Raw genomic sequence first — 26,744 nt, 5'->3', positions numbered from 1 at the left:
ACAAGCTCCTCAGCGATTCTCGAAGTGGGTCTGGCGCTGGCCGCGCAGCACGATGTCAAAACGGTAGGCCAGGCAATCCATCGGGTTGCCCATGCCCATGTCCAGCCGCGCCACCAGGCTCTGCACAGCCTCAGGATTGGCAATCGACTTGACGATCGGGCACAGCGGGATCAACGGGTCGCCTTCGAAATACAACTGGGTAATCAGCCGGGTGGCAATCGACGGACCACTGACCGAGACATGGATATGCGCCGGACGCCAGTCGTTGGGACCGTTGCGCCACGGGTACGGGCCTGGCTTGATGGTCCTGAAACTGTAGTTGCCATCGCGGTCGGTCAGGGTCCGGCCGACACCGCCGAAGTTCGGGTCGATCGGCGCCAGGTAGCTGTCACGCTTGTGCCGATAGCGACCACCGGCGTTGGCCTGCCAGATCTCCACCAGGGTGTTGGGCACCGGCTTGCCATACTGATCGATCACCCGGCCGGCGACGATGATGCGCTCGCCAATCGGCAGGCCGCCATGGTCGAAGTTGAGCAGCAGATCATTGTCGTGACGGCCGAGAATCAGATGGGAGAAATCCGGGCCGGTGGTTTCCGAGATCGACTGGCCGATGCTCACCAGGGCCTGGCGCGGCGAGCGCAGCACGGAGGTTTTGTAGTCAGGGGTCAGAGCTTTGGGGTGCCAGTTTCGATCGCGAATGACGAAGCGGCTGTTGTCGGCAACAGACATGGCTTGGGTCCTTGAAGTTGTTGTTATCGGACGCACAACCATGGGCTGCGCATCAGGCTGGGCGCAGTGTCACGCGATTCGAAGGTTGCGAAAATTGAAAAGTCTGGGGCAATCCATAACCTTTTGGTTATGGATAATCAGGCGTAAAGCCCGTCACGGTATGCCCCGCCGACCTGCCGCAGTTGCTCGACGCACCACAGCGCCGCCCGTGACAGCGGCACGGCCGGATTACTGCACATTCCCACCGAGCCGCCCGGCTCGCGAATGCCCAGGTCCAGTTCCACCAGCGTGCCGTTGCGCAGTTCCTGCAAGACCGCATCCAGCGGCGCGATCCAGATCGCATTGCTGCGCTCCACGTAGCAGCGGCTCAAGGTCAACGACAGGGTTTCCAGACGCTGGCGCGGCGGCTGGATGCCGTACTGCACGAACAGGCTGTCGGCAAAGGCGCGAATGGTGGTGCCGGCCAAAGGCAGCACCAGCGGATAATCCTGCAGGCTTTCCCGGCGCAGCGGCGCCGCCAGCAATGGATGCGCCGGGCGCGCCACCAGGGTCATGGACTCGTTATACAGATGCTCGAAACTGAGGCCATGAATCTGCGGGCTATCGGTCATCCGCCCGACCACCAGGTCCAGTTCACCGACCCGCAGCTGCGCCAGCAGGTAGGCACTGGGCCCGGTCATGACACTGACGATCAAGGCCGGGTGCTGCTCATGCAGACGAGCGATGACTTCGGGCATCAGCAGGCTTTCAGCGGTGGACAATACCCCCAGCCGCACGGTCGCGGTTTCATGCTCGCCAGAGCGCAGGCTGTTGACCCCTTCGCGCAGCGCCTGGACGCTGGGCCCGGCAAAACGCATGAAGGCCACCCCGGCCTCGGTCAGCGTGGCGCCATGCTTGCCGCGCAGAAACAGCGTGGCATCGAGCAGCCCTTCCAGCTCCTTGAGTGCCTTGGACAGCGCCGGTTGACTGATCGCCAACTGATCGGCAGCTTTGGCCAGGCTGCCCTGGCGGGCGACTTCGAGAAAACAGACCAGATGGCGGTATTTGATCCGCGTGTCGATGTTCACCGCGACGCCGGCCGGCTGAGGAAAAAGGCGATCTGCTCGGTGTCGAAGGGCCAGTCCAGTTCGGCGCCGGTATCGATCCGGCGCAGTACCGGGATGCGCAGACCGTAGCGCTCGACCAGTTGCGGGTCATCGGCAATGTCCAGCAGTTCGACCAACAGGCCGTGCTCGACCAACGGCATCAGCTCGGCTTCGGCCAGTTCGCACAGGTGGCAGCCGAGGGTGCTTAAAAATTGACATTCGGGAGGCATGACAGGTACCTGCAAGCAGCAAGATATACGGCGAACAGCGTTATTCTATGCCGGGTCCGGGAACGCGTCGAGGTTGGCGGGGCGAGCATCTGCTGTGAATGTGCCGCCGTCTTCGCTGTGGTCCGGCACCCCGGCAAGCCAACGAATGCTGTGGCACATCGACAGAGCAAGCGCCCAAAGGCGGCCGAACGATCACCATAATCAGTGAAGTTGCCGCTAAACCGAAGCCACCGGCGCCCGCCTCGCAAAACGCTTTTTGCAGTACGCATTGGCCCGATCCAGGATCGGCTTTTCAAACAACCGATAGCCGACCCAGCCATAACACAGCACCGCCGCCATCATCAGCAGCGCAAAACCGACGTTGTCGAGATAGCTGCCCGGCCACGGCCCCAGCCACGCCCACAGTCGGCCGATCACCCCGAGCACCAGCAGGTGCGACAGGTAAATGGTGTAGGACATATCCCCAACCGCCACCAGCGCTGTGCTCAAGCGCAAATGAGCACGGCGCTCCAGCAGCACCATACTCAACACCAGCGCACCGAACACCAGCGCTACAGCCAGCATGCGTGGCAGGCCATGACTCTGGTAAAGGTGCCAATAGCCAACAAGCGGCATGCCCACCAGCGTGGCCAGCAGCAGCATTGCCCAGACCAGTCGATCCGGCAGCCGCGCACTGTGCGGGCTGTAAAAGAACAGCGCCAGCGCTGCACCAGCGATGAATTCCAGCGCATGCGGGTGCAGCATGATTTGTACCGCCGGCGAGTAGTCCCGCCAGTCCTGCAGGCTGTTGAACACCAACAGAATCAGCGCCCAGACCGCCAGTGCGGCGGGCAGCCAGCGTTCGCGCAAGGGCAGCAACGCGCTGAACACCAGATAGAACCAAAGCTCGAACACCAGCGACCAGGCGACCATGACCAGCAGCACCTTGTCACTGGGCAGCAGCAAGAACGACAGCAGCAGGTTGGACTCACCGTGGCTGCTATTGACCATGCCTGGCTGCGCGAGAAACACCGCCAGGGTCAGGAAGTAGTACAGCCAGTAGGTCGGGTAGATCCGCGACACGCGGTTGAAGACAAAGCGCTGGGCCTGCACACGGTCCTGAAAGCGTCCGCGGCTGACGATCACCATCACAAAGCCGCTGATCACGAAAAACAGGTCAACGCCCAACTGGAAAAAATCCAGCCACGCCGGCAGCAGACGATCACCACCGGCGTATTTGGCCTCGACCGAGGTCATGTGAAACAGCACAACGCCCAGTACTGCCAGGCCCCTGAGCCCTTGCAGGGAAAACAGCCGCTCCATGCCCACCTCATGCACTACCCGATTCGCCGAGGATCGCTCCTCATCTTGCGGCTAGAGCATAGCAAGGCTGGCAGCTATTGCCGGTTTCAGTCCTGGCTGACCGCACCGATCTTGTGGATCGACAGGTCGGCGCCGTAGTACTCCTGCTCCTGGTTCAGGCGCAGGCCGACGGTGAACCGGAGCAGGCCATACACGGCAAAGCCGCCGGCCAGCGCCACCACGACACCGAGCAGGCTGCCGATCAACTGGCTGATCAGGCTGACGCCGCCCAGCCCGCCGAGTGCCTGCTGGCCAAAGATTCCGCAAGCGATACCGCCCCAGACGCCGCAGATGCCGTGCAGCGGCCAGACACCCAGCACATCGTCGATCTTCCAGCGCACCTGGGCGGCGGTGAAGCACCAGACGAACATCGCGCCAGCAATCGCGCCGGTGACCAGTGCGCCAACCGGGTGCATCAGGTCAGAGCCGGCACAGATCGCCACCAGCCCGGCCAACGGGCCGTTGTGCAAAAAGCCCGGGTCATTGCGGCCAACGATCAAGGCCGCCAGGGTGCCGCCGACCATCGCCATCAATGAATTGACCGCCACCAGACCACTGACTGCAGGCAGGGTCTGGGCACTCATCACGTTAAAACCAAACCAGCCGACGATGAGGATCCACGAACCCAGGGCCAGAAACGGAATGCTCGACGGCGGGTAAGCCACCAGGCGACCGTCGCGATAGCGGCCGTTACGCGAACCCAGCAGCAACACCGCCGCCAGCGCCAGCCAGCCACCCATGGCGTGCACCACCACAGAGCCGGCAAAATCATGGAAGCTGGCACCGAAGCTGGCTTGTAACCAGGCCTGCAGGCCATAGTTGCCGTTCCAGATCATGCCTTCGAAGAACGGATAGACGAACGCCACGATCAACGCAGTGGCGCACAGCTGCGGGACGAACCGCGCACGTTCGGCAATGCCGCCGGAAATGATGGCCGGTATCGCAGCGGCAAAGGTCAGCAGGAAAAAGAATTTGACCAGCCCGTAACCATGGTCGGCATTGATCACCGCCGCCGGCTGCATGAAGGTCACGCCGTAGGAGATCCAGTAGCCGATAAAGAAATACGCCACCGCCGATACCGCGAAATCGCTGAGGATTTTCGACAGGGCATTGACCTGATTCTTCTGCCGGACCGTACCGACTTCAAGAAAGGCGAACCCGGCATGCATGGCCAGGACCATGACGGCCCCGAGCAACAGAAACAAGGTGTTGGAACTATGGACCAGAGTGTCCACGGCGCTGTGCAAATTTTCCATTGCGAAGGCAGACCTGCAAGTTCTTGGAAGCACCAAAGCGAGACGTTCTGCATCCGCGCGCACCGAACTGGAGCAGCGCACGGACTCCCCGATCCATAGGCCGTGCTCTGATAACGAGCACGAAACGAAAAAAGCTCAGGATGTTTCCCGGTTATTAAAGTTTGGCGTAAGGTTTGCGCCTGGCAGGCGCGCCTATCTGGCGCAGCCAGCGGCGTTGACGCACCATGACGAAGCAAAAGCTGTACCAGCCGCTATGAAAAACACACTGATTCAATTCAAATGAACCTTCTGCAACACGCCATACTCTGAACCCAGACACGCCATTTCACGGAGAACACCATGGCCCGCCGTACTGCCCAGACCGCCCAGGAAATCCTGCTGGCCGACTTCCAGACCCTGGTTGCCGACACCGAAAAACTCCTTGACCACACCGCCTCGCTGGCCGGTGAACAGGCCGACCAATTGCGTGACCAGATTAAGGACAGCCTTGAGCGCGCCCGTGAAACCCTGCAACTGACCGAGGACTCGCTGCGTCAGCGCGGTGAAGCGGCGGTGCAGGCGACCGAAGATTATGTGCAAAACAATCCCTGGCAGTCGGTGGGCATCGCCGCCGGGGTCGGTTTTCTGATCGGCCTGCTGGCCTCCAGGCGTTAAGGCCATGCACGGGCAAAACGAATCCGCCGCCCAGGCCGAGCAACCGGGGTCTGCGCCACGGCGCCTGGGCGCCGCGTTTCTAGGCTTGCTGCACAGTCATGTCGAGCTGTTCGGCATCGAGCTGCAAGAGCAGAAAGCCCGCACGGTGAGCCTGCTGCTGTTTGCCGGTCTCGCCCTGGTATTCGGCCTGCTGCTGCTCACCGGTCTCTCGGCGCTGCTGTTGATCGTGCTATGGGACAGTTATCGCTTGGTCGGTATCATCGGCCTGTGCGTGTTTTATTTCCTGGCCGCCGTGTTCTGTGGCTTGCGCCTGCGCGCGGCGATCTTCGACGAGTCCTCGCCGTTCAGCGCAACCCTCGAAGAGCTGGCCAACGACCGTGAGCGATTGCTGCCATGAGTGAACCGAAGTCTCATCAAGGCAATACCCGCCGGGAACTGCGCAAGGCACTGGTACGCCTGCGCATGGAAATGCATCGTCAGGAAATCCGCCACGAGTCGACACAGGTCCTGCAACCGCTGCGCCGGGTGCGCGGCATGGCTCAAGGGTTGCCGGGCTCGTTGGGGATTCGCCATGCGCCGTTATGGGGCGTGGGCGCCGTCGCGCTGCTGGGGTTTCTCGGCGGTCGCGGCGCCAACAAGCCACCCCGCCAAGGTGGCGGCGGCCTGGCTCGGCTGATACGTCTAGGGGTAACCCTGATGCCATTGATCAAACTGGCGATCCAGAGCCGTACCCGCAAGCCCTGATGGCTGTTTGGCCTCTGTCTTGCAACACACGATCACATTGACCGCGCTGCGCAGCATCTGCACCGCGCGGTTTTTTATTATGTGCGCAAGGAGTGTCATGTGATCACGGGGCAACCCATTGCCTGCTTCCAGCCCTTCATCGACACCGCTACGGGGCGAATCGCCGGTATCGAAGCACTGGGTCGGCTGCGCGATGAGCAAGGCCAACTGCATTCGGTAGGGCCACTGTTCAATGACCCCGCCCAATCGGCCGACAGCCTGCGCCAACTGGACCGACTGATTCGTGATGATGCGCTGAGCCGCTTGCATCTGGCGCCGCAGGACTGGTTTCTGAGCCTGAACATGTCGCCGCGCTGGATCAGCAGCCTGACACCCGGCGCGCCACTGCCAAGCCTTGAGCAGTTGCAGCGCCATGGCGTGGCGGCGCAACGGATCGTGTTTGAAATCACCGAACTGGGCGGTGATATCCAGCGCCTGAGCGAGGTCGTCAGGCGCTACCGCGAAGCCGGGGCACGGATCGCCATCGACGACTTTGGTGCCGGCTATTCGCAGCTGGATCGGGTGCTGGCCCTGCAGCCGGACATTCTCAAGCTCGACATGCGTCTGTTTCAGGCGGCGGCCCGCGGTGGCCCGAGCAGCGATGTGGTACGTGCGCTGGCGCAGATGGCCGAAAAAACCGGCTGCTGGATCATTGCCGAAGGTGTCGAGACCGAGGCCGAGCTGCATTTTGCCCTGGAGTGCGGTGCACGCTATGTGCAGGGCTTTCTGTTCGCCCGCGCCGAACCGGATTTCTTCGCTGCCGACAGTTTCGTCAACGCCTTTGCCGTGCTGCGCGATCGTTACGTGCTGGCTAAAGTGGCCGAGCGCGCCAGGCTGATGGTGCTGCGGCGCAAGCTGGCCGCACTGATGAGCGCACTGCAACGCTGGACGCTAAACGAACTGCCGGGCAGCGAACTCAACGAGCTGGCCCGCCCCGAAGAATACCCTTGGTTGCTGCGCTTTTATCAGTGCGACCGGCATGGCACCCAGCTCACCCCGAATCTGGAGTGGCGCAACGGCACCTGGCAGGCCGATAGCCGCTACGTGGGGCATAACTGGTCGTGGCGGCCCTACTTCTACCACCTGCTGGCCGAGGGTTGGGAAGAACGCCGGCTGATTCTCTCTACCACCTATCGCGACGCGACCAGCAACCAGTACTGCCTGACCGCCGGGCAGTTCTTCGACGCCGGCCAGCGCTTGCTGTTGATCGACATCGATGCCGCCGGGTTATGAGCGCCCTGCCCCTTGCAGCCTGCGCCTTGAACCGGGAAGCTAGGGGTTTGTGAACAGACGGAGCAATGGCCTTGGACTGGCAGACCCTGCTTAACCGCGAACGACTCGGCAAACCGCTGCACAGCCCCGAAGAACTGGGGCGCAGTCCGTTTCACAAGGACCATGACCGGATCATCTTTTCCGGCGCGTTCCGGCGTCTGGGGCGCAAGACCCAGGTGCATCCGATGTCGAGCAACGACCATATCCATACCCGTCTGACCCACTCGCTGGAAGTCAGCTGTGTGGGCCGCTCGCTCGGCATGCGGGTGGGCGAAACCCTGCGCGCCAGCCTGCCGGACTGGTGCGAACCCAGTGATCTGGGGATGATCGTGCAGTCGGCGTGCCTGGCCCATGACATCGGCAACCCGCCCTTTGGCCACTCCGGCGAAGACGCCATTCGCAACTGGTTCAAACAGGCGGCCGGGCGCGGCTGGCTCGATGGCATGAGTGACACCGAGCGGCTGGACTTTCTCAACTTCGAAGGCAATGCCCAGGGCCTGCGGGTGCTCACCCAACTGGAATATCACCAGTTCGATGGCGGGATGCGCCTGACCTACGCGACCCTGGGCACCTACCTCAAATACCCGTGGACCGCGCGCCACGCCGACTCGCTAGGCTATAAAAAACACAAGTTCGGTTGCTACCAGAGCGAGCTGCCGGTGCTTGAGCAGATCGCCAACAAGCTGGGCATCCCGCAAGTCGAAGATCAACGCTGGGCGCGCCATCCGCTGGTCTATCTGATGGAAGCGGCCGACGACATCTGCTACGCCCTGATCGATCTGGAAGACGGGCTGGAGATGGACCTGCTGCAATACAGCGAAGTCGAAGCCCTGCTGCTGGACCTGGTCGGTGACGACCTGCCCGACACCTATCGGCAACTAGGTGCCGACGACTCCCGGCGGCGCAAGCTGGCGATTCTGCGTGGCAAGGCCATCGAGCACCTGACCAATGCGGCGGCCCAGGCCTTTGTCGAACAGCAACAGGCGCTGCTTGACGGCACGCTGGAAGGCGATCTGGTCGAGCATATGCACGGTCCGGCCAAACGCTGTGTCCTCAATGCCAAGGACATGGCACGCAAGAAGATCTTCCAGGACAAGCGCAAGACCCTGCTCGAGATCGGCGCCTACACCACCCTGGAAGTGCTGCTCAATGCCTTCTGTGGCGCTGCGGTGGAGCAATTCGGCGGGCGCACCCCGTCGTTCAAGCATCGGCGCATTCTCGACCTGCTGGGTAGCAGCGCGCCGGCAGCCGATGCCCCACTGCACAGCGCGTTTCTGCGCATGATCGACTTCATTGCCGGCATGACCGACAGCTATGCCAGCGAAATGGCTCAGGAAATGACCGGCGGCGCGGGGCATCATCGCTGAGCGGAACAGGCCGGGGATCCAGCATCACCCCGGCCCGCTTTGCATCTTCAGACGTTTCCTACAAACCCACCAGAATTCTCCTATCGCCCTGTAAGCAAAGTTTTCTGAATAATCCCGGCATTCAATACTGTTGGGCACCTCTAAAAACGTAGGCGAAGCAGCCAGCGCAAGGCGAAAACCGGTGAAAAACGGTCGGAGTCGCGTTCGACTTTACGGCTTGTAAATGAGCATTTTGAGCCGGTTTTCAACGCAGCGATGGCGCGCGTAGCGCCGCAGGCGTCCAGCCAGTTGGTAGTTTTTAGAGATGCCCTGTTCCCACCTGCCGCACAGCTGGCCTGAACATTGGGCAGCCGGTACCAGAATGCCCCGGAAAACCAATGCCCAGACACAACCTGCGGATCCTGCTGGTGGAAGATCATCCGTTCCAGTTGATCGCCACCCAAGCGTTGCTCAACAATCAGGGCTATTTTCTGCTCACGCCGGCCCTTAACGCCGCCGAAGCCTTCGCCGCGCTTGAGCGCAGCCACACGCCTTACGACCTGCTGCTCTGCGATCAGCGCCTGCCCGACCTGCCAGGGCTGGAGCTGGTCGGCCAGGCCTGGCGTAAAGGGCTGGTACGCCAGGCGATCATCTTCAGCGGTCTGACCGAAGAGGGCCTGCTGCAGCTCGAACACACCGCCCGACGCCGCGCGCTACCGCTGCTGGGCTGCCTGAGCAAACCGCTGCGCGCTGCCGATCTGGCCCGCTTGCTCGATGCACCTTGAGCAACCCGCGCGGTACAGCCTCGCCGGCCACTAACCTTATTACGACCCATAGCACTCAACTCCGCCTCACTTCCAGACGCTGTTTAGTGCATTAAACGATGATCTTATCTAGCCATCTTTTAGCCCCCTGATACTGACGCGCCATTAAACAATCCCCTGAACATCGGGGTCATTTCGTACGCCGATACTTTAATTGCTGTAGGAACTTTCCTATATATATCAACAGACCGGATTCATTCATGTGACTCGCTAAACATCTGAGCTAATGTGCGCGCTTTCTTCGCTGCCTGTATGGATTTAATTATGAACTCAGTTTTTATCATCGACGATCATCCGGTCATTCGTCTGGCCGTACGTATGCTGCTGGAAAACGAAAACTATGAAGTGGTCGGCGAGACCGATAACGGCGTAGACGCCATGCAGATGGTCCGCGAGTGCATGCCTGACCTGATCATTCTCGACATCAGCATTCCCAAGCTTGATGGCCTGGAAGTGCTGGCCCGCTTCAACGCCATGGGGCTGCCTTCGAAGATTCTGGTCCTGACCTCCCAGACCCCCAGTCTGTTCGCCATCCGCTGCATGCAGTCGGGCGCGGCCGGTTATGTGTGCAAACAGGAAGACCTCAGCGAACTGCTCAGCTCGGTCAAAGCGGTATTATCCGGCTACAATTACTTCCCCAGCCAGGCACTTAGTGCGTCCCCCGGAGAAGATGGCAAGCCCAGCGAAATCGAACTGTTCAAACTGGTCAATGATCGCGAATTGATGGTACTTCAGTTATTTGCCCAGGGACGCTCCAACAAGGAAATCGCCAAAGGCATGTTTCTCAGCAACAAGACGGTCAGCACCTATAAAACCCGCCTCATGCAGAAGCTCAGAACCCGAACCCTGGTAGAACTTATCGACATGGCAAAACGCAATTCGTTGGTATGAATATGCTGATATCAAGATGCCTTGAACCTGCCAAGCCAGCCATCTGCCTGTTACTGATCCTGGTGGCCACCTCGGCGCTCGGCAACCCCGATCCTTACACCTTGCTGGGGCGCACCGGGCCGGTGGCGATATCACCGCCACTGAGCAACCATCAGCAGCGCTGGCTGGCCGAGCGCCACGAGCTGGTCCTTGGCACCTCGGCCCCCGATTATCCGCCGTTCGACATCAGCGTTTCAGGCCGTGACTACGAAGGGATCAGCGCCGACTACGCCAGCGTCATCTCCCAGGCGCTCAACGTGCCGGTCCGGACCCTGCGCTTCGAAAGCCGCAGTGCAGCCATCGACGCACTTAAACAGGGACGTATCGACCTGCTGGGCAGCGCCAACCGCTTCGAGGCGATTGACAGCGGCATCAGCCTGTCGCTGCCCTACGCAACGGATCAGCCGGTGCTGGTCAGCCACAGCGACGATACCCGGCCACTAAGCGCCGGCCTTGCGGGTCTGCGCCTGAGCATGGTCTATCACTATCTGCCGCCCGACGAGGTCCAGACCCAGTACCCAGGCGCGATACTACAGACCTACCCGTCGTTTCGCAGTGCCATCAACGCCGTGGCGTTCGGTCAGGCCGATGTGTTTCTCGGCGACACCATCTCGACCCGCTACGTGATCAACCACGGTTATCTCAATAACATCCGCATGGCGCGCTTCGGCAAGCACGAAGCCAGTGGCTTTGGTTTTGCCGTGCGCCACGACAATCCTGACCTGCTGGAGATTCTCAACCGCACACTGCGGGCCATCCCAAGCGAAACACGCAACGACATTGCGCGGCGCTGGAATGCCGCAGACGACCTCGCGCCGTCAGACCAGAGCCTGCAGCTGAGCGCCGCCGAACACGCCTGGATCAGCCGACATCCAAAACTGCGCGTCGTCGTCGACCCTGCCGATGCGCCGCTGAGCTTCTTCGACAACACCGGCAACCTGCGTGGCGTCAGCGCTGATGTACTGGACCTGCTGCGCCTGCGCACTGGCCTGCAGTTCGACATTCGCCCGGCCAGCAGCGCGCAAGACATGGCCCAGCAACTGGCCCGCGAGGAAGCTGACCTGATCGCTGCTCTGCTGCCGGATCAAGCGCTTGGCGGACAGCTGACTTACAGCCGCCCGTACCTGGACAACGCTTTTGTACTGGTCACCCGGCTGGGCGAGGATCAGCCAACCCTGTTGCAGCAACTCAGCGGCAAGCGCCTCGCCGTCGCCGGCTCCGACACCCTGCAAGCCTGGCTTGCCCAACACCATCGACTGATTGAACAGACCCCCTACGACAGCGCACACCAGGCCCTGACGCTGCTGATGCGCGGCCAGGTCGAAGGGGTGGTCATGCCGCTGCTCAGCGCCAATTACCTGCTATCGGCACCCGAATTCGAAAATCGTCTGCACATCACTGCCACCGCCGGTGAAGCCCCAGCCCTGATTAGCCTGGCCAGCCGCAGCAATAACCCGGAACTCGCCGCGATCATCAACAAGGCGCTGGTCAGCATCACGCCACAGGAAATGGCCAGCATCCACGATCGCTGGCGAACCTGGAGCAGCGCGGCCAATCACCATGACTACCGGCCGCTGCTCTACCGCGTGCTGCTCGGCGCGGGCGTGACGCTTCTGGCGCTGCTGGCCTGGAACGCCTGGATGCGCCGCCAGATCAGCCAGCGCAAAGCCGCCGAACGCGCGTTGAGCGATCAACTGCAGTTCATGGGCGCGATGCTCGACGGCACCCCGCATCCGCTCTACGTTCGCGACCGCGAAGGCCGCCTGCGGCTGTGCAACGACAGCTATCTACAAACCTTTGCAACGCAGCGCGACCAGGTCATCGGCCACACCGTCACCGAGGGCGTGCTGAGCGACCCGGACCAGGCACGGCAGTACGCCGAGGATTATCGCCAGGTGATGGCCAGCGGCACGCCGCTGATCACCGACCGGCCTCTGCACATCGGCCAGCGACGGCTGACCATCTATCACTGGATCCTGCCATTTCACGACTCGCTGGGTGAGATGCAAGGCATCATCGGTGGCTGGATCGATATCAGCGAGCGGCGTCAGTTGCTCGAAGACCTGCAGGCCGCCAAAGACAGCGCCGATAACGCCAACCGGGCAAAAAGCACCTTCCTGGCGACCATGAGCCACGAAATCCGCACCCCGATGAACGCCGTGATCGGCATGCTTGAGCTGGCCCTCAAGCGCGCTGACCAAGGACAACTGGAGCGCCCGGCCATCGAGGTGGCCTACAGTTCGGCCAATGACCTGCTGGAACTGATCGGCGACATTCTCGATATCGCGCGTATCGAGGCCGGGCAATTGAGCCTCAACCCTGAACGCGCCCGCCTGCGCCTGCTCAGCGGCGCGGTGGTGCGCATGTTCGAAGGCCTGGCGCAACAGAAAAACCTTGCACTGAAACTTGAATTCGACAGCCGGCTCGACGTTGACGTGCTGATTGACCCGTTGCGCTTCAAGCAGGTTCTATCCAACCTGATCAGCAACGCAATCAAGTTCACCGCGACCGGCCAGGTGCGCGTCACGCTGCAAGCCGGCAAGCAATCGAGCCATGAACACCTGGACCTGAAACTGAGCGTTCAGGACAGCGGCATCGGCATCAGCGCCAGCGACCAGCAACGCCTGTTCGAACCCTTCGCCCAGGTTGAGAACAACGGACAAATGCCGCGCAGCGGCGCCGGCCTGGGCCTGGTCATCTGCCGCACGCTGTGCACCATGATGGGCGGCAAGCTGCACTTGCAAAGCCGTCCAGGGCAAGGCACCTGTGTGACCTTCGAACTGATGCTGGAGCGGCTGGCAACTGACCAACCCGCTGCGCAGGAGACGTCCGTCATATTGCCTGCCGTTTCGCCCCCAACACGTGCGCTGAACATTCTGGTGGTCGACGACCATCCGGCCAACCGGATGGTGCTGACCCAGCAGTTGGAGTTTCTCGGCCATCGCTGCCAGAGCGCAGAACATGGCAAGGTCGGCCTGCAGCTGTGGCAGCAAACCGATTTCGATCTGCTGATGGTCGACTGCAACATGCCAGTGATGAATGGCTATGAACTGACTGCTGCGATCCGCGATCAGGAGCTGCTTGAGCAACGCTTGCCGTGCATCATCTGGGGCTTCACCGCCAACGCTCAACCGGAAGAAATCCAGCGCTGCCGGGACGCCGGCATGGATGACTGCCTGTTCAAACCGATCGGCCTGGGCGTGCTGGGTGAGCGACTGGCAAGCCTTGCAGCGGCACCAGAGCACGGTGCCAGAGCGCTGCTGTTCGACCCGGGCAGCCTCGAAAAGCTGACCGCAGGACGCAACGAGATGACCCGGCGACTGCTGCGCCAGTTGCTCGACAGCAACCAGCAGGACCGTCAGGCGCTGATCGGCCTCGACCCGCATCACCAGCGCCCGGACCTCCAGGCCATGGCCCACCGGATCAAGGGCGCAGCGCGGATCATCTGTGCGACCCCCTTGGTCGAAGCCTGCGAAGCTCTGGAGCGGGCCTGCACCCCGGTCGCGGCAACAGGCCAAGTCAGAGCCTGCCAGCAGCACCTTGATGCCGTCATGCAGACGCTGGAAAAACAGCTGCAGGAGCAGTTGCGCAAAAGCTGAGCGATACCCCGGCCTGAACGGATACACCCTAAGGGCCTGAAAGGGGCCTCTAAAGACAACCAAGCGTTGTCATGGCTTAGCTGTTAGACTGCGCGGCGAAAATACTCAAGAGGATTGCTTCATGGCTACTAACCGCTCCCGTCGTCTGCGCAAGAAGCTCTGTGTGGATGAGTTCCAGGAACTGGGTTTTGAACTCAACCTGGAATTCAAGGAAGACCTGTCCGAAGAAGCAATCGACGCCTTCCTCGACGCCTTCCTGACCGAAGCCATGGACGCCAATGGCCTGGACTATGTCGGCGGTGACGACTACGGCCTGGTTTGCCTGGCCAACCGCGGCTCGGTCAACGAACAACAGCGCGCAGCCGTGGAAGCCTGGCTCAAGGCTCGCCCGGAGCCAACCAAGGTCGAAGTCAGCCCGCTGCTGGACGCCTGGTATCCGGACAAGCCGATCAATCCGGCGGCCTGATCCTTCAGAGTTGCCGAGCGCTGATCAACAAGCCATCCCTTGCGGATGGCTTTTTTTTGCCCAATCGACAGCCCGGCGAACAGCGGCAGGCTCTGGAATCGGCCTGTGCAGATGAAAATTCCCGGCGCAGCGCCCGAAGCCCAGTGCGCTTGGGGCATAATGCAAGCTTGTTGCCGCGCATGCTCACCACCTCTGCGCCTTTATTGTTCAGCGAGGGCTTTTTCACCCTTACCTGGCTTTTCATCTTTGCATCAGGGTTTTATTGATGATCAGATCCTTGCGCCCCTTGTTACTGGCCAGCGTTCTTCTGCCGTTCGCTTTTCAGGTCCATGCAGCACCGGTCAACACCACCCTCCCGCCCAAGGTCCAGCAGGCTCTGAAAGCCAGCAAGCTGACCGACGACGCACTATCGCTGGTGACCATACCGCTCACCGGCCCCGGCACGCCCACCGTGTTCAATGCCGATGTGTCGGTCAACCCGGCCTCGACCATGAAGCTGGTCACCACCTTCGCCGCCCTGGAAATCCTTGGCCCCACCCACCAATGGAAAACCGAATTCTTCACCGACGGCACCCTGAGCAACGGGGTCCTGCGCGGCAATCTGTACCTCAAAGGCGGTGGCGACCCCAAGCTGAACATGGAAAAGCTCTGGCTGCTGATGCGCGACCTGCGCGCCAATGGCGTACAGCAGGTCACCGGCGACCTGATCCTGGACCGCAGTCATTTTGTCCAGCCACAACTGCCCGTCTTCGATGATGACGGCGGCGACCACAGCAAGCCGTTTCTGGTCCGCCCTGACTCGCTACTGGTCAACCTCAAGGCCCTGCGCTTCGTGACCCGCAACGACGACGGGCGCATTCTGGTGGCGGTAGAGCCGCCGATTGCCACGATCCGGATCGACAATCAGGTCAAGAACATCGCCGCCAAGCAGTGCGGCGACGATGTCCGTTACAACCCGGTGCCGCAGGCCGACGGTAGCCTGCTGGTACAGGTGACCGGCCAGTTGGCCAAAGGCTGCAACTCTCAGACTTATCTGTCGCTGCTTGATCATCAGGCCTACGCGGCCGGGGCCGTGCGCGCGATCTGGCAAGAGCTGGGCGGCAGCATCCAGGGCGCTGACAAGGTCGGTAACGTGCCATCGGGTGCCAAGTTGCTGGCCCGGGCTTTTTCGCCGGATCTGGTGGAAGTGATCCGCGACATCAACAAATACAGCAACAACACCATGGCCCAGCAGTTGTTCCTGAGCCTCGGCCAGGAGTTCCGCACCAGCGCCGATGGCGATGACGCCAAGGCCGCGCAACGGGTGATTCGCCAGTGGCTGGCCAAAAAGGGCATCACCGCACCGCATCTGGTCATGGAAAATGGCTCTGGCCTGTCGCGGGCCGAGCGGGTCAGTGCCCGTGAAATGGCCGTCCTGCTGCAAGCCGCCTGGCGCAGCCCGTATGCCGCCGAGTTCACAAGCTCGATGCCGCTGGCCGGGATGGACGGGACCATGCGCAAACGCCTCAAACGCACACCGCTGCTGGGTGAGGCGCATATCAAGACCGGCACCCTGAACACCGTTCGAGCGATTGCCGGCTACAGCCGCGACAGCAACGGCAACACCTGGGCGGTGGTGGCGATCCTCAACGACCCGCGCCCGTTCGGCGCCTCATCGGTGCTCGACGAGGTGCTGGTCGATCTGTACCGCCAGCCCAAGCTGAACGCCACCACCGTGTCGATCCAGCAGCCCTGAGGTTTCAGGGCTGCTCGGGCTGCACCCGGTCGCGGCCAGCCTGCTTGGCCGCGTAGACCCCCGAGTCGGCGCGCAGCAGCAAGGCGTCGGCGCCCTCGCCCCGACGCCAGCTGGCGATGCCGAAACTGGCCGTCACCTGGCCAACGGTGTCAAGCGGCTGACTGCGCATGCTTTGCCATAGTTGAGTCGCCAACTGGCCGGCTTCTTCTGGATGGGTGGACGGGCAAAGAATAATGAATTCTTCACCGCCCAACCGACAGAACACATCCTCGGCACGCACACGCTGGCTGATGCTGCGGCAGATCGCCTGCAACACCGCATCACCTACCGCGTGGCCATACTGGTCGTTGATGCGCTTGAAGTGGTCGATATCCATCATGATGACCGATAGCTGGCCGCCATGACGTGCAGTGCGGCGCAGTTCAGCCTGCAGGCGCTCCTGGAAGTAACGCCGGTTGTAGGCACCGGTGAGCACGTCGGTGATCGACAAGGCGCGCAATTCATCTTCGACGCGCTTCATGTCAGTGATATCGCTTAAAAAACCATGCCAGAGAATCCCGCCGTCAGGCAGCCGCTCCGGGGTCGCCTCGCCGCGTATCCAGCGGATTCCGCGTTCGGGCAGGTTCAGGCGAAACTCGTCGCGCCATGGCTTGCACTGTTCGGTACTGGCGGCCATCACGCGCATGACCCGCGGTTTGTCTTCCACGTAGGTACGCTCGAACACCAGCGACGCATCGGCGACAATTTGCGCCTCGGTCAGCTCATACAGGCGGCACATCCCCACGCTGATGTAATTGAACTGCGGGCTGCCATCGGCCGAGCGCTGGAACTGGTAAATACCGCCCGGCACCTGGGAGCCAAGGCGCTCAAGCAGGCGATCACGAGCCGCCAGGGCCTCGTGAATCTGCTTGCGCTCGGTAACATCAATACACACCGCCAGGTAACCGATCCATTGATCCTGGTCGTCGCGCACCGCCGTCACCAGCATATTGACCGTCAGTGTGCTGCCATCGCTGCGCCGGAATGTCCACTCGCGGGCCGGATGGCTATCGGGCTCGGCGGCCTCCAGCAGCATGGCCTGCTCGGGCATGACCTCGCGCCGGTAACGCTCACTGAGCCGGGCCGCGTGGGCGTGCAATTCGGCCGGGTCATGCAGGTCGCTGATATTGACCCTGCCCAACACCTGCGCCTCGGGGTAATCGAGCATTTTCTGCGCGCCAACATTGAAGGTGCTGATCAGCCCGTTGAGATCGGTGGCAATGATCGCGACCTCCGTCGAGGCATCGAGCACGTTGCGCAACTGACCGTGGGTAATGCGCAGCTGTTGTTCACGCAGACGCAACTGGGCAGTGCGCTGGTCGACCAGCAGCAGCGCCCGCTGGCGCTGGCCGATCAGGCTGAACAGCAAGGCGCTGAGCATCAGGCTCAACAGCCCGCCCAACACCGCGACACTGCCGGCCATGGACTGGTTGTTTTGCAGAAATGACTCGGTTGGCCGCACCTCAAGCAGGTAGTCGCGATCGCCCAGACTGAGCAGGGTACTGACCCGCAAATCAGCCTGGGCCGGCTGCGCCTGGGACTGGTACAGCAACTCGGGTTCGGCGGGCGAACTGAGGTCCAGCATCGTCACCGCCAGATTGTCCTGGGTCGGCAGGCCTTCGTTCATCAACTCGCCGACGCTGATGACCGCCATCACGTAGCCACGCAACGCAGTACTGCCCGCATCCCGATTTTGCGTGGCAAAAACCGGTGCAACCAGCAGCACGCCGTAGGCGTAATCCTGTTCCAGACCCACCAGTTCGATGCGCGGTGTCGCGGCAATCGAGCCAAGCATCCGCGCACGCTCCAGGGTCTGGTGGCGCAGGGTTTCGGAATTGATGTCAAAGCCGTACGGCAGCGGCAGCGAACTCATTGACTGAGTGAACAGCACCGGGAAGTACTCTTCGCGTTGCCCGGCCACTTGCAGTTGTCCATCAGGGCCTTTTTCGCGGATGGCGAAGTCGGCAAGTTCCTGCTCACGGCGCACTTTGGCTTCGAAGTCGGCTCGCTCTGCATCGGTAACCCGCGGGCTCCAGGAATAGGCACGAGTGCCATCGAGCAGGGCCGAGCTGAAACCATTGTATTCGTGACGTGAGACGTCTTTGGAATACAGAAAGAACCGCCGCAAGCTGTCGAGCCGGCTGATCTGGCTGTCGAGACGCTCCTGGATACGTACAAAGCGCTCGCTGGCCAACAGGTCGAAGCGCTGCCGCAACTGGCGCTGATACAACTCGTAGTTGCTCAGCGCCAGCAATGCAGTGAGGGCCAGCCCGGCCATCAGTACCAGGCTGGCTACCAGCCATGCCGATGCCTGTTCACTGATGAACCCGAGGATTCTGGGTCTGGATTGTTTTGCAGCCATACTCACGACTCGTGACGCCAACAAGGCTGTGACGTCAAGCTGGCCGTGCTTCCCTTATAGCTATTCGCCATTAATTTGCCTAGCCCATGAAAGACATAACTTGGACAAATCGAGCCATCCCCGAACCGGTTGTCCGGGATGGCCAGAGCATCCTGCTCCTGTACTGCTTCAGCCGTGAGCATAGCGGCGCTTGCTGATCGATCATGCCTGGCGTGGAGTGATTTTCCAGGCGCGGTGGATCCGGTCATTGCGGGCGAAGTCAGGATCAATGGTCTGCGCCGAAATATCCTGCACGCTGTAGCGCTGGGCAATGTGCTCATCGAGCACGAACTTGCGGAAGTTGTTGGAGAAATACAGCACCCCACCCGGCGCCAGCCTGGCCATGGCCAGATCGATCAGTTCCGCTTGGTCGCGCTGCACATCGAACACCCCTTCCATGCGCTTGGAGTTGGAGAAGGTCGGCGGGTCGATGAAGATCAGCTCGTACTCTTCCCGGCACTCACGCAACCAGTTCATCACATCGCCCTGCTCCAGGCGGTTCTTGTCGGAAAAACCGTTGAGCGACAGGTTGCGCCGCGCCCAGTCCAGATAAGTGCGCGACAGATCGACGCTGGTGGTGCTGCGCGCACCACCCTTGGCCGCATGCACACTGGCCGTGGCGGTGTAGCAGAACAGGTTGAGAAACCGCTTGCCCTCGGCCTCGCGCTGAATACGCAGGCGGATCGGCCGATGGTCGAGGAACAACCCGGTATCCAGGTAATCGGTCAGGTTGACCAACAGCCTCACGCCGCCCTCGTTGACTTCCAGGAACTGGCCCTGAGCCGATTGACGCTCGTACTGGCGAGTGCCGCTCTGGCGTTCACGGCGCTTGACCACTACCCGGTTCTTGTCGATACCCAAGGTCTGCGGAATCGCCGCCAGCGCGTCAAACAGGCGCGCCGACGCCTTTTCAGGGTCTATCGACTTGGGCGCCGCGTACTCTTGAACATGCACCCAATCGCGATACAGATCGACCGCCAGGGCATACTCAGGCATATCCGCGTCATACACCCGATAGCACTCGACCGCCTCACGGCGTGCCCACTTGCCCAGTTGCTTGAGGTTTTTCTGCAGGCGGTTGGCGAACATCTGCCCGCCCTCGCTCAGGCGTGCCTGCTCGACCGCGGCCGGCTTGCTTTCGTCGCGGGTTGGCGGGCGTTCGACGTCGGCCTGGCGCTGCTCGGGGCTGCGCCGCTCGCCGGTAACGAACTGATCGGGCTGCACCTTGAGCAGCAGCAGCTTGCACGGCAAGGCGCCGTTCCAGAACGCGTATTGCTTGTGGCTGCGGATCCCCATGCGCTTGCCCAGGTCCGGTGCGCCGGTGAACACTGCCGCCTCCCAGCCCATACATGCCTGGCGCAGACGCTCGCCCAGATTCTGGTAGAGATACAGCAGGCTGGCCTCGTCACCCAGCCGCTCACCGTAGGGCGGGTTGCAAATCACCAGCCCTTTCTGGTTCTGGTCGGTGCGCGGCTCGAACGTGCCGACCTCCCCCTGATAGACCTTGATCCAGTCGCTCAAACCGGCACGTTCGATGTTGTTGCGCGCCGGCTGGATCAGCCGTGGGTCAGCCTCGTAGCCACGAATCCACGACGCTGGCCGGGCCAACCCGGCTTCGGCACGCGCCAGTGCCTCGTCGTGCAGCTTGCGCCACAGCGCCGGTACATGGCCAAGCCAGGCCGAAAAGCCCCAGCGCTCGCGCTTGAGGTTGGGCGCGATGTCGGCAGCGATCATGCCCGCTTCGACCAGGAAGGTGCCCACCCCGCACATCGGGTCAGCCAGCGCCCCGCCTTCGGCGGCAATGCGCGGCCAGCCGGCCCGGATCAACACGGCCGCGGCGAGGTTTTCCTTGAGCGGTGCAGCGCCTTGCTGCAGTCGGTAGCCGCGCTGGTGCAGGCTGTGCCCGGACAAGTCCAGCGAGAGGATCGCCTGGCCACGGTCCAGGCGCAGGTGCACCCGCAGGTCCGGGTTGATCTTGTCCACCGAAGGGCGCAAGCCATCGCGGGTACGCAGCTTGTCGACGATCGCATCCTTGACCTTCAAGGCGCCGAAGTGAGTATTGTCGATGCCCGAGCCATGCCCGCTGAACTCCACGGCGATGCTGCCGTCAGCCTCCAGATGATCCTGCCAGTCGACGTGCAGCACCTGCTCGTACAGATCATCGGCATTGCTCATCGGGAAACGCTTGAGCACCAGCAGCACCCGGTTGGCCAGGCGCGACCACAGGCAGAGCCGGTAGGCGGTCTCCATGTCGGCAGTGCCGCGAATGGCACTGGTGTGTTCCCGGGTTTCTTCAAGGCCCAACCCGCAGGCTTCTTCGGCCAGCAGGCCCTCAAGGCCCTTGGGACAGGTGAGGTAAAGTTCGTAGCGATCCGACATGTGTATTCCAGGGCCTGAGCCGTCAGCGGCGGGCAACGCATTGCCCGACCAGATTCAATACAGGCGCTTTTCAGCAAACGCCTGCGTGGCACATAACGTGTGCCGGTCCACCGTGTGAAGCGTTGTAGGCTTCAACGACAGTTATGCAAAAGGGGAAATATCGCCCCGTGCCAGTGAGCCCGAGTTTCGAGGACATATAAAGTCACATTCTTACCCTTCGTCGAATAATAACTAAAAGCATTCAGCCATTATATCGCCCGGCCCGGTTTACCGTTGATCGACGCAACTCCTTGCGGGGGCAGGATTATTGACTGTTTCGCCGGTGAAACACAGGTGTTCTTATCGCTCATCAGTCCTAAATGTGACGTGCTTATGACAAATCGATCATTCACAGCCGTTAACGCATTGGTTAGAAATCTCCTCAGGCTGTCACCGCAACGGTGTCGGCACCACGCCCGTGACGCCGGCAGCGGGCAGACAAGGCAGAAGATTTCTGCCTAACCTCGACATGAGGTTCATGGACATTACATAGTCAACAGACGAGGGCAACACCCTATGAGAAGACTTAAGCGTGATCCGTTGGAAAGAGCATTTTTACGCGGATATCAATACGGCGTTAATGGTAAATCCCGTGAGCTTTGCCCATTTACTCTACCGTCAGTGCGTCAGGCATGGATCAATGGCTGGCGCGAAGGACGAGGCGACAACTGGGACGGTATGACCGGCACCGCGGGCATTCACAGACTCAACGAACTTCACGCAGTCGGATGAGGTAATTCCGACCAGTCAATCTGAAAATTTGTCTGACTTCTCGATCAACATCGTTACTGCCTCATCAGGCGGCGGGCCACAGGCTCAGGGGCTTCTTCATGAAGCCCCTTTTTATGTCCATGGTTACCGGCTCAGTGACGCGACAACGCGGCAATCGCATCCACCGACTCGCGAATCAACGCAGGTCCCTTGTAGATAAAGCCAGAGTAGATCTGCACCAGGCTGGCCCCGGCCTGAATCTTCTCGGCCGCATGGCGGCCTTCGGTGATACCGCCAGCGGCGATGATCGGCAGACGCCCGCCCAGTTCCCCCGCCAGAATCCGTACCGTATGGGTGCTCTTGTCGCGCACCGGTGCACCTGACAAGCCACCGGCTTCAGCGGCATGCGTCAGGCCTTCGACACCTTCACGGCTCAGGGTAGTGTTGGTGGCAATGACCGCGTCCATCCCGGTTTCGAGCAAGGCCGCCGCGACCAGCGCGGTTTCTTCATCGCTCATGTCCGGCGCGATCTTGATCGCCAGTGGCACGCGCTTGCCGTATTGCTGGGTCAGCGCTTGCTGACGCAACTGCAGGGCTTCGAGCAACTGCTTGAGCGAATCACCGAATTGCAGGCTGCGCAGGCCCGGGGTGTTGGGCGAACTGACGTTGACGGTCACATAGCTGGCATGGTCGTAGACCTTGTCGAGGCAGATCAGGTAGTCGTCCACCGCGCGCTCGACCGGGGTGTCGAAGTTCTTGCCGATATTGATACCCAACACACCACGGTATTTTGCGGCCTTGACCCGGTTGATCAGGTGATCGACGCCCAGGTTGTTGAAGCCCATGCGGTTGATGATGCCTTCAGCCTCGGGCAGGCGGAACAGACGCGGCTTGGGGTTGCCGGGCTGGGCCCGCGGGGTGATGGTGCCGATCTCGACAAAGCCGAAACCCAGCTGGGCAAAACCGTCGATGGCCGCACCGTTCTTGTCAAGGCCTGCTGCCAGCCCGACCGGGTTGGCAAAGCTCAGGCCCATGACCGTCACCGGTGCCTGAGCAGGCGCCCTGCACAGCAAGCCGTTCAGGCCCAACCGGCCACCCGCACCGATCAGGTCCAGCGACAGGTCATGAGAGGTTTCCGGAGAAAGTTTGAAGAGTAACTGGCGGGCCAGGTTGTACATGGGCGGGCGGGCTCACAGGCGGCTGAAATCAGCCGGCGATTATAGCCGTCAGAGTGCCCGGCAGGCGAGAAATCCGCATCGCCGGGCGCTGGCACATGCCTTGCACCCCTCTTCGGATCACGCCACATGCAAGGTGGCGGCTTTTTTTGATGGAAGCAAGTGTGAGCAGGCAAGACCGATGATCCCTCGAGCAAGCAACGCCCTGGACTGGGTGGCGGGCAGCGATGCCCCGGAAATGAACAGCATCGACATAGGCTTCATGGCCCTGACCGACTGCGCTTCGCTGGTCGTGGCCGCGACCCAGGGGTTCGCCCAGCCTTACGGGCTGACCCTCAACCTGCATCGCCAACCGTCCTGGGCAAGCCTGCGCGACCGGTTGCTCAGCGGTCAGTTGCAGGCTGCCCACAGCCTTTACGGCCTGGTGTACGCCATGCAACTGGGGATCAGCGGCGGCGCGAGTGCCGACATGGCGATCCTGATGGGGCTGAACCAGAACGGCCAGTGCATCAACCTGTCCAGCGCGTTGCAGCAGGCTGGCGTGACCAGTCCTGAAGCACTGGAACAACGCGCGCACCATAATGGCGCGCGCATGACCTTTGCCCAGACCTTCCCTACTGGCAACCATGCCATGTGGCTGTATTACTGGCTGGCCAGCCAGGGCATTCATCCACTGGCAGACGTCGACAGTGTGGTGGTGCCACCGGCGCAGATGGTCGAGCACCTCAAGGCCGGGCGGATCGATGGCTGTTGTGTCGGTGAGCCGTGGGGCGCCAGCGCGATCAAACAACAGCTGGGCTTCACCCTGGCCACCAGTCAGTCAATCTGGCCCGACCATCCCGGCAAAGTGCTGGGTTGCACCCAGGAATTCGCCGAGCGTAACCCCAACACCGCTCGCGCCCTGACCATGGCGGTGCTGGAAGCCAGCCGCTTCATTGAGCAGAGCGTCGAGAATCGCCGCAGCACCGCGCAATTGCTCAGCGATGCTGACTATCTGGATACCCCGGTGGACTGCATCGAGCCGCGCTTGCTCGGTCATTATGAAGATGGCCTGGGCAACAGCTGGCAAGACAGCCACCCGCTGAAGCTGTTCGGTAATGGCCAGGTGACCTTCCCCTGGCTGTCCGATGGCATGTGGTTCATGACCCAGTTCCGCCGCTGGGGCCTGCTGCGCGAGGACCCCGACTACCTGGCCATCGCCCGCCAGGTTCACCGCCTTGACCTCTACCGTCAGGCCGCCGAAGCGCTGGACATTGCCGTGCCGAACACGCAGATGCGCAGCAGCCAGTTGATCGACGGGCGGGTCTGGGACGGCAGCGACCCGGCCGCTTATGCCCGCAGCTTTGCCCTCCACGCCAGGGTCGATGGCAGCCCTGCCGTCGCCGCTTACTGAGAGGCAGCCGAGCATGTTGCGTATCCTGCTGATCAATGACACAGCCAAAAAAGTCGGCCGCCTCAAGGCCGCGCTGAGTGAGGCCGGTTTCGAAGTGATCGATGAGTCCGGCCTGAGCATCGACCTGCCGGCGCGGGTCGACGCATTACGCCCGGACGTGATTCTGATCGACACTGAATCCCCCGGCCGCGACGTCATGGAACAAGTGGTGCTGGTCAGCCGCGATCAGCCGAGGCCGATCGTGATGTTCACCGACGAACACGACCCAGGCGTCATGCGTCAGGCGATCAAGTCCGGGGTCAGTGCCTATATCGTCGAGGGCATTGATGCCCCGCGCCTGCAACCGATCCTCGACGTGGCCATGGCCCGCTTCGAAAGCGACCAGGCACTGCGCGCCCAGCTACTGGCCCGCGACCAGCAGATGGCCGAACGCAAACGCATCGAACAGGCCAAGGGTCTGCTGATGAAAATGAAGCACTGCAACGAAGAAGATGCCTACACCCTGATGCGCCGTCAGGCCATGAGCCGCCAGCAAAAGCTGATTCAGGTCGCCGAACAGATCATCGCCATGAGCGAGATGCTGGGCTAAGAGCAGTTACGACCCGAAATGCACCATACCACCCGCCCGACGCGCTGCAATGGAGCGTTTAAGCATCCGTAGGAGCGGCTTGAGCCGCGAATAAAGGTCACAGACAGCGTTATTCGCGGCTCAAGCCGATCCTACCGGGCGCTCATGGATTTGGCCCAGGTCTTGCTAATACCTCTGTGCAGGTAGCCAACGGCGGTTGCCCCCTTACATACGACAAAGACGTCGCCCTCTCCCTTCGCTACGCAGCGAACCGAGATGCGGCGTCTTTTGCGTTCAGGGTGCCTTTAAAAACGTAGGCGAGGCAGTCAGCGCTAGGCGAAATCAGGCGAGAAACGGTCGGAGTCGCGCACGACTTTACGGGTTGTAAATGAGCATTTTGAGCCTGATTTCAACAACGCGATGGCAACGCAGGTAGTTTTTAGAGGTGCCCTTCAGGCCCCGGTGACGGGGTTGGGTGAGCCGCCGGCTAATCGCGCACTCACCCCTGACAACTTCCACGTCGCGGCCAAGACCCTCGACGAACTCCTTCTGGCAGATGATGAGGTGTGCAATGGATACAAGTTTCTGGAAGGCCGGACATAAACCGACCCTTTTCGCAGCCTTTCTGTACTTCGACCTGAGTTTCATGGTCTGGTACCTGCTCGGCCCGCTGGCGGTGCAGATCGCCACTGACCTGCAACTGACCACCCAGCAACGCGGCCTGATGGTCGCCACGCCGATTCTGGCGGGTGCGGTGCTGCGCTTCGTGATGGGCATGCTGGCCGATCAACTGTCGCCCAAGACCGCCGGGATCATCGGCCAGGTGATCGTGATCGTCGCGCTGTTGTGTGCCTGGCAACTGGGCATTCATACCTATGAGCACGCGCTGTTACTGGGCCTGTTCCTGGGCATGGCCGGTGCATCGTTTGCCGTCGCGCTGCCGCTGGCCTCGCAATGGTATCCGCCGCAGCATCAGGGCAAAGCCATGGGCATTGCCGGTGCCGGTAACTCTGGCACGGTACTGGCCGCGCTGATCGCGCCGGTGCTGGCCGCCAGTTTCGGCTGGGGCAACGTGTTCGGCCTGGCGCTGATTCCGCTGGTGCTGACCCTGATCGCCTTCAGCCTGATGGCCCGCAATGCACCGGAACGCGCCAAAGCCAAGTCGATGGCCGACTACTTCAAGGCCCTCGGCGACCGTGACAGCTGGTGGTTCATGTTCTTCTACAGCGTGACCTTTGGCGGCTTCATCGGCCTGGCCAGCGCCCTGCCCGGCTACTTCAACGACCAGTACGGCCTGGACCCGATCACCGCCGGCTACTACACCGCCGCCTGCGTGTTCGGCGGCAGCCTGATGCGCCCGCTGGGCGGCGCGCTGGCCGACCGTTTCGGCGGCATCCGCACGCTGACGGCGATGTACATGGTCGCGGCGATCGGCATTGCGGCAGTGGGCTTCAACCTGCCCAGCTCGGTCGCAGCGCTGGCGCTGTTCGTTACCGCCATGCTTGGCCTGGGCGCCGGTAATGGCGCGGTGTTCCAACTGGTGCCGCAGCGCTTTCGCAAGGAAATCGGCGTAATGACCGGCCTGATCGGCATGGCCGGCGGGATCGGCGGTTTCTTCCTGGCGGCCGGCCTTGGCAGCATCAAACAGAACACTGGCGAATACCAGTTAGGTCTGTGGCTGTTCGCCGGGCTTGCCGTGCTGGCCTGGTTTGGTCTGCTCAATGTCAAGCGCCGCTGGCGCACCACCTGGGGTTCGGCCGCTGTGACCGCCGCGCGGGTATAAGCCACG

At 61.7% G+C, this 26,744-nt stretch carries 22 protein-coding genes; 14 read left to right on the top strand and 8 right to left on the bottom strand.

What is annotated here, in order from left to right:
• Positions 1-9: 9 nt before the first annotated feature.
• The 5 genes from pcaH to NJC40_RS17595 all read right to left on the bottom strand — a co-directional run bounded on the left by pcaH (position 10) and on the right by NJC40_RS17595 (position 4,641).
• The gene (gene pcaH / locus NJC40_RS17615; protein WP_253110665.1) at positions 10-729 is read right to left on the bottom strand and encodes a protocatechuate 3,4-dioxygenase subunit beta; all 720 of its coding nucleotides are present in this window, start codon (positions 727-729) and stop codon (positions 10-12) included.
• A 137-nt stretch (positions 730-866) separates the two neighbouring features.
• Positions 867-1,796: a pca operon transcription factor PcaQ gene (pcaQ, locus tag NJC40_RS17610; RefSeq protein ID WP_253140460.1), complete on the bottom strand. Its 930-nt coding sequence runs from the start codon at positions 1,794-1,796 to the stop codon at positions 867-869.
• On the bottom strand, positions 1,793-2,044 hold the full coding sequence (locus NJC40_RS17605) for a glutaredoxin family protein (protein WP_045490256.1): 252 nt from the start codon (positions 2,042-2,044) through the stop codon (positions 1,793-1,795). The genes pcaQ and NJC40_RS17605 overlap by 4 nt, the downstream gene beginning before the upstream one ends.
• A 216-nt stretch (positions 2,045-2,260) precedes the next feature.
• Positions 2,261-3,346: an acyltransferase family protein gene (locus NJC40_RS17600; protein ID WP_045490255.1), complete on the bottom strand. Its 1,086-nt coding sequence runs from the start codon at positions 3,344-3,346 to the stop codon at positions 2,261-2,263.
• Positions 3,347-3,432: 86 nt separating this feature from the next.
• Positions 3,433-4,641, bottom strand: coding sequence for an ammonium transporter (locus NJC40_RS17595; RefSeq protein WP_045490252.1), 1,209 nt, complete (start codon positions 4,639-4,641; stop codon positions 3,433-3,435).
• Positions 4,642-4,980: 339 nt separating this feature from the next.
• Between NJC40_RS17595 and NJC40_RS17590 the strand changes: the two genes are divergently transcribed.
• The 10 genes from NJC40_RS17590 (at position 4,981) to dacB (ending at position 16,250) form a co-directional block, all read left to right on the top strand.
• On the top strand, positions 4,981-5,295 hold the full coding sequence (locus NJC40_RS17590; RefSeq protein WP_045490249.1) for an ElaB/YgaM/YqjD family protein: 315 nt from the start codon (positions 4,981-4,983) through the stop codon (positions 5,293-5,295).
• Positions 5,296-5,299: 4 nt separating this feature from the next.
• Positions 5,300-5,692, top strand: a complete 393-nt coding sequence (locus NJC40_RS17585) for a phage holin family protein (protein WP_045490247.1) — start codon at positions 5,300-5,302, stop codon at positions 5,690-5,692.
• Positions 5,689-6,039 carry a hypothetical protein gene (locus tag NJC40_RS17580; protein WP_045490246.1) on the top strand — a complete coding sequence of 117 codons (351 nt, stop codon included), beginning with the start codon at positions 5,689-5,691 and terminating at the stop codon, positions 6,037-6,039. Before NJC40_RS17585 ends, NJC40_RS17580 begins: the two co-directional genes overlap by 4 nt.
• Before the next feature lie 99 nt (positions 6,040-6,138).
• Positions 6,139-7,311: an EAL domain-containing protein gene (locus NJC40_RS17575; protein ID WP_253110641.1), complete on the top strand. Its 1,173-nt coding sequence runs from the start codon at positions 6,139-6,141 to the stop codon at positions 7,309-7,311.
• A gap of 71 nt (positions 7,312-7,382) precedes the next feature.
• Positions 7,383-8,717, top strand: a complete 1,335-nt coding sequence (locus NJC40_RS17570) for a deoxyguanosinetriphosphate triphosphohydrolase (RefSeq protein WP_253110638.1) — start codon at positions 7,383-7,385, stop codon at positions 8,715-8,717.
• Between the two features lie 377 nt (positions 8,718-9,094).
• Positions 9,095-9,481 carry a response regulator gene (locus NJC40_RS17565; RefSeq protein WP_253140459.1) on the top strand — a complete coding sequence of 129 codons (387 nt, stop codon included), beginning with the start codon at positions 9,095-9,097 and terminating at the stop codon, positions 9,479-9,481.
• A gap of 303 nt (positions 9,482-9,784) precedes the next feature.
• A complete protein-coding gene (locus NJC40_RS17560; RefSeq protein ID WP_253140458.1) occupies positions 9,785-10,411 on the top strand; it encodes a response regulator transcription factor in 627 nt (208 codons plus the stop codon).
• Complete coding sequence (locus tag NJC40_RS17555) at positions 10,408-14,049, top strand: transporter substrate-binding domain-containing protein (RefSeq protein WP_253140457.1); 3,642 nt, start codon at positions 10,408-10,410, stop codon at positions 14,047-14,049. Before NJC40_RS17560 ends, NJC40_RS17555 begins: the two co-directional genes overlap by 4 nt.
• A gap of 121 nt (positions 14,050-14,170) precedes the next feature.
• Positions 14,171-14,515, top strand: coding sequence for a YggL family protein (locus NJC40_RS17550; protein ID WP_253110629.1), 345 nt, complete (start codon positions 14,171-14,173; stop codon positions 14,513-14,515).
• A 265-nt stretch (positions 14,516-14,780) separates the two neighbouring features.
• Positions 14,781-16,250, top strand: coding sequence for a D-alanyl-D-alanine carboxypeptidase/D-alanyl-D-alanine endopeptidase (gene dacB, locus NJC40_RS17545; protein ID WP_253140456.1), 1,470 nt, complete (start codon positions 14,781-14,783; stop codon positions 16,248-16,250).
• Between the two features lie 4 nt (positions 16,251-16,254).
• Here the strand turns inward: dacB and NJC40_RS17540 are convergent, their stop codons facing one another.
• Together NJC40_RS17540 and rlmKL are read right to left on the bottom strand one after the other, a co-directional pair.
• Positions 16,255-18,651 (bottom strand): sensor domain-containing diguanylate cyclase, encoded by a 2,397-nt coding sequence (locus NJC40_RS17540; protein WP_253140455.1) that lies wholly within the window; start codon positions 18,649-18,651, stop codon positions 16,255-16,257.
• 201 nt (positions 18,652-18,852) lie between these two features.
• Entirely contained in the window at positions 18,853-21,069 is a 2,217-nt protein-coding gene (gene rlmKL, locus NJC40_RS17535) for a bifunctional 23S rRNA (guanine(2069)-N(7))-methyltransferase RlmK/23S rRNA (guanine(2445)-N(2))-methyltransferase RlmL (protein WP_253140454.1), read from the bottom strand.
• A gap of 555 nt (positions 21,070-21,624) precedes the next feature.
• Here rlmKL and rmf point away from each other — a divergent pair.
• Positions 21,625-21,840, top strand: coding sequence for a ribosome modulation factor (rmf, locus tag NJC40_RS17530; RefSeq protein ID WP_010448881.1), 216 nt, complete (start codon positions 21,625-21,627; stop codon positions 21,838-21,840).
• Positions 21,841-21,971: 131 nt separating this feature from the next.
• Here the strand turns inward: rmf and NJC40_RS17525 are convergent, their stop codons facing one another.
• A complete protein-coding gene (locus NJC40_RS17525) occupies positions 21,972-22,997 on the bottom strand; it encodes a quinone-dependent dihydroorotate dehydrogenase (protein WP_253140453.1) in 1,026 nt (341 codons plus the stop codon).
• 178 nt (positions 22,998-23,175) lie between these two features.
• Between NJC40_RS17525 and NJC40_RS17520 the strand changes: the two genes are divergently transcribed.
• The 3 genes from NJC40_RS17520 (at position 23,176) to NJC40_RS17510 (ending at position 26,738) form a co-directional block, all read left to right on the top strand.
• Positions 23,176-24,387 carry a CmpA/NrtA family ABC transporter substrate-binding protein gene (locus NJC40_RS17520; RefSeq protein ID WP_253110618.1) on the top strand — a complete coding sequence of 404 codons (1,212 nt, stop codon included), beginning with the start codon at positions 23,176-23,178 and terminating at the stop codon, positions 24,385-24,387.
• Positions 24,388-24,400: 13 nt separating this feature from the next.
• Entirely contained in the window at positions 24,401-24,976 is a 576-nt protein-coding gene (locus tag NJC40_RS17515) for an ANTAR domain-containing response regulator (RefSeq protein ID WP_045490221.1), read from the top strand.
• 550 nt (positions 24,977-25,526) lie between these two features.
• Complete coding sequence (locus NJC40_RS17510) at positions 25,527-26,738, top strand: nitrate/nitrite transporter (RefSeq protein ID WP_045490216.1); 1,212 nt, start codon at positions 25,527-25,529, stop codon at positions 26,736-26,738.
• Positions 26,739-26,744: the final 6 nt, after the last annotated feature.

This window comes from Pseudomonas sp. 21LCFQ02, assembly GCF_024129895.2.
Lineage (GTDB): Bacteria > Pseudomonadota > Gammaproteobacteria > Pseudomonadales > Pseudomonadaceae > Aquipseudomonas.
This window is presented reverse-complemented; position numbering and strand designations above follow the sequence as displayed.

Coding starts and splice junctions, on each gene's coding strand:
- pcaH (WP_253110665.1), bottom strand. CDS start 729: ATGTCTGTTGCCGACAACAGCCGCTTCGTCATTCGCGATCGAAACTGG.
- NJC40_RS17605 (WP_045490256.1), bottom strand. CDS start 2,044: ATGCCTCCCGAATGTCAATTTTTAAGCACCCTCGGCTGCCACCTGTGC.
- NJC40_RS17600 (WP_045490255.1), bottom strand. CDS start 3,346: ATGGAGCGGCTGTTTTCCCTGCAAGGGCTCAGGGGCCTGGCAGTACTG.
- NJC40_RS17595 (WP_045490252.1), bottom strand. CDS start 4,641: ATGGAAAATTTGCACAGCGCCGTGGACACTCTGGTCCATAGTTCCAAC.
- NJC40_RS17590 (WP_045490249.1), top strand. CDS start 4,981: ATGGCCCGCCGTACTGCCCAGACCGCCCAGGAAATCCTGCTGGCCGAC.
- NJC40_RS17585 (WP_045490247.1), top strand. CDS start 5,300: ATGCACGGGCAAAACGAATCCGCCGCCCAGGCCGAGCAACCGGGGTCT.
- NJC40_RS17580 (WP_045490246.1), top strand. CDS start 5,689: ATGAGTGAACCGAAGTCTCATCAAGGCAATACCCGCCGGGAACTGCGC.
- NJC40_RS17565 (WP_253140459.1), top strand. CDS start 9,095: ATGCCCAGACACAACCTGCGGATCCTGCTGGTGGAAGATCATCCGTTC.
- NJC40_RS17560 (WP_253140458.1), top strand. CDS start 9,785: ATGAACTCAGTTTTTATCATCGACGATCATCCGGTCATTCGTCTGGCC.
- NJC40_RS17555 (WP_253140457.1), top strand. CDS start 10,408: ATGAATATGCTGATATCAAGATGCCTTGAACCTGCCAAGCCAGCCATC.
- NJC40_RS17550 (WP_253110629.1), top strand. CDS start 14,171: ATGGCTACTAACCGCTCCCGTCGTCTGCGCAAGAAGCTCTGTGTGGAT.
- dacB (WP_253140456.1), top strand. CDS start 14,781: ATGATCAGATCCTTGCGCCCCTTGTTACTGGCCAGCGTTCTTCTGCCG.
- NJC40_RS17540 (WP_253140455.1), bottom strand. CDS start 18,651: ATGGCTGCAAAACAATCCAGACCCAGAATCCTCGGGTTCATCAGTGAA.
- rlmKL (WP_253140454.1), bottom strand. CDS start 21,069: ATGTCGGATCGCTACGAACTTTACCTCACCTGTCCCAAGGGCCTTGAG.
- rmf (WP_010448881.1), top strand. CDS start 21,625: ATGAGAAGACTTAAGCGTGATCCGTTGGAAAGAGCATTTTTACGCGGA.
- NJC40_RS17525 (WP_253140453.1), bottom strand. CDS start 22,997: ATGTACAACCTGGCCCGCCAGTTACTCTTCAAACTTTCTCCGGAAACC.
- NJC40_RS17520 (WP_253110618.1), top strand. CDS start 23,176: ATGATCCCTCGAGCAAGCAACGCCCTGGACTGGGTGGCGGGCAGCGAT.
- NJC40_RS17515 (WP_045490221.1), top strand. CDS start 24,401: ATGTTGCGTATCCTGCTGATCAATGACACAGCCAAAAAAGTCGGCCGC.
- NJC40_RS17510 (WP_045490216.1), top strand. CDS start 25,527: ATGGATACAAGTTTCTGGAAGGCCGGACATAAACCGACCCTTTTCGCA.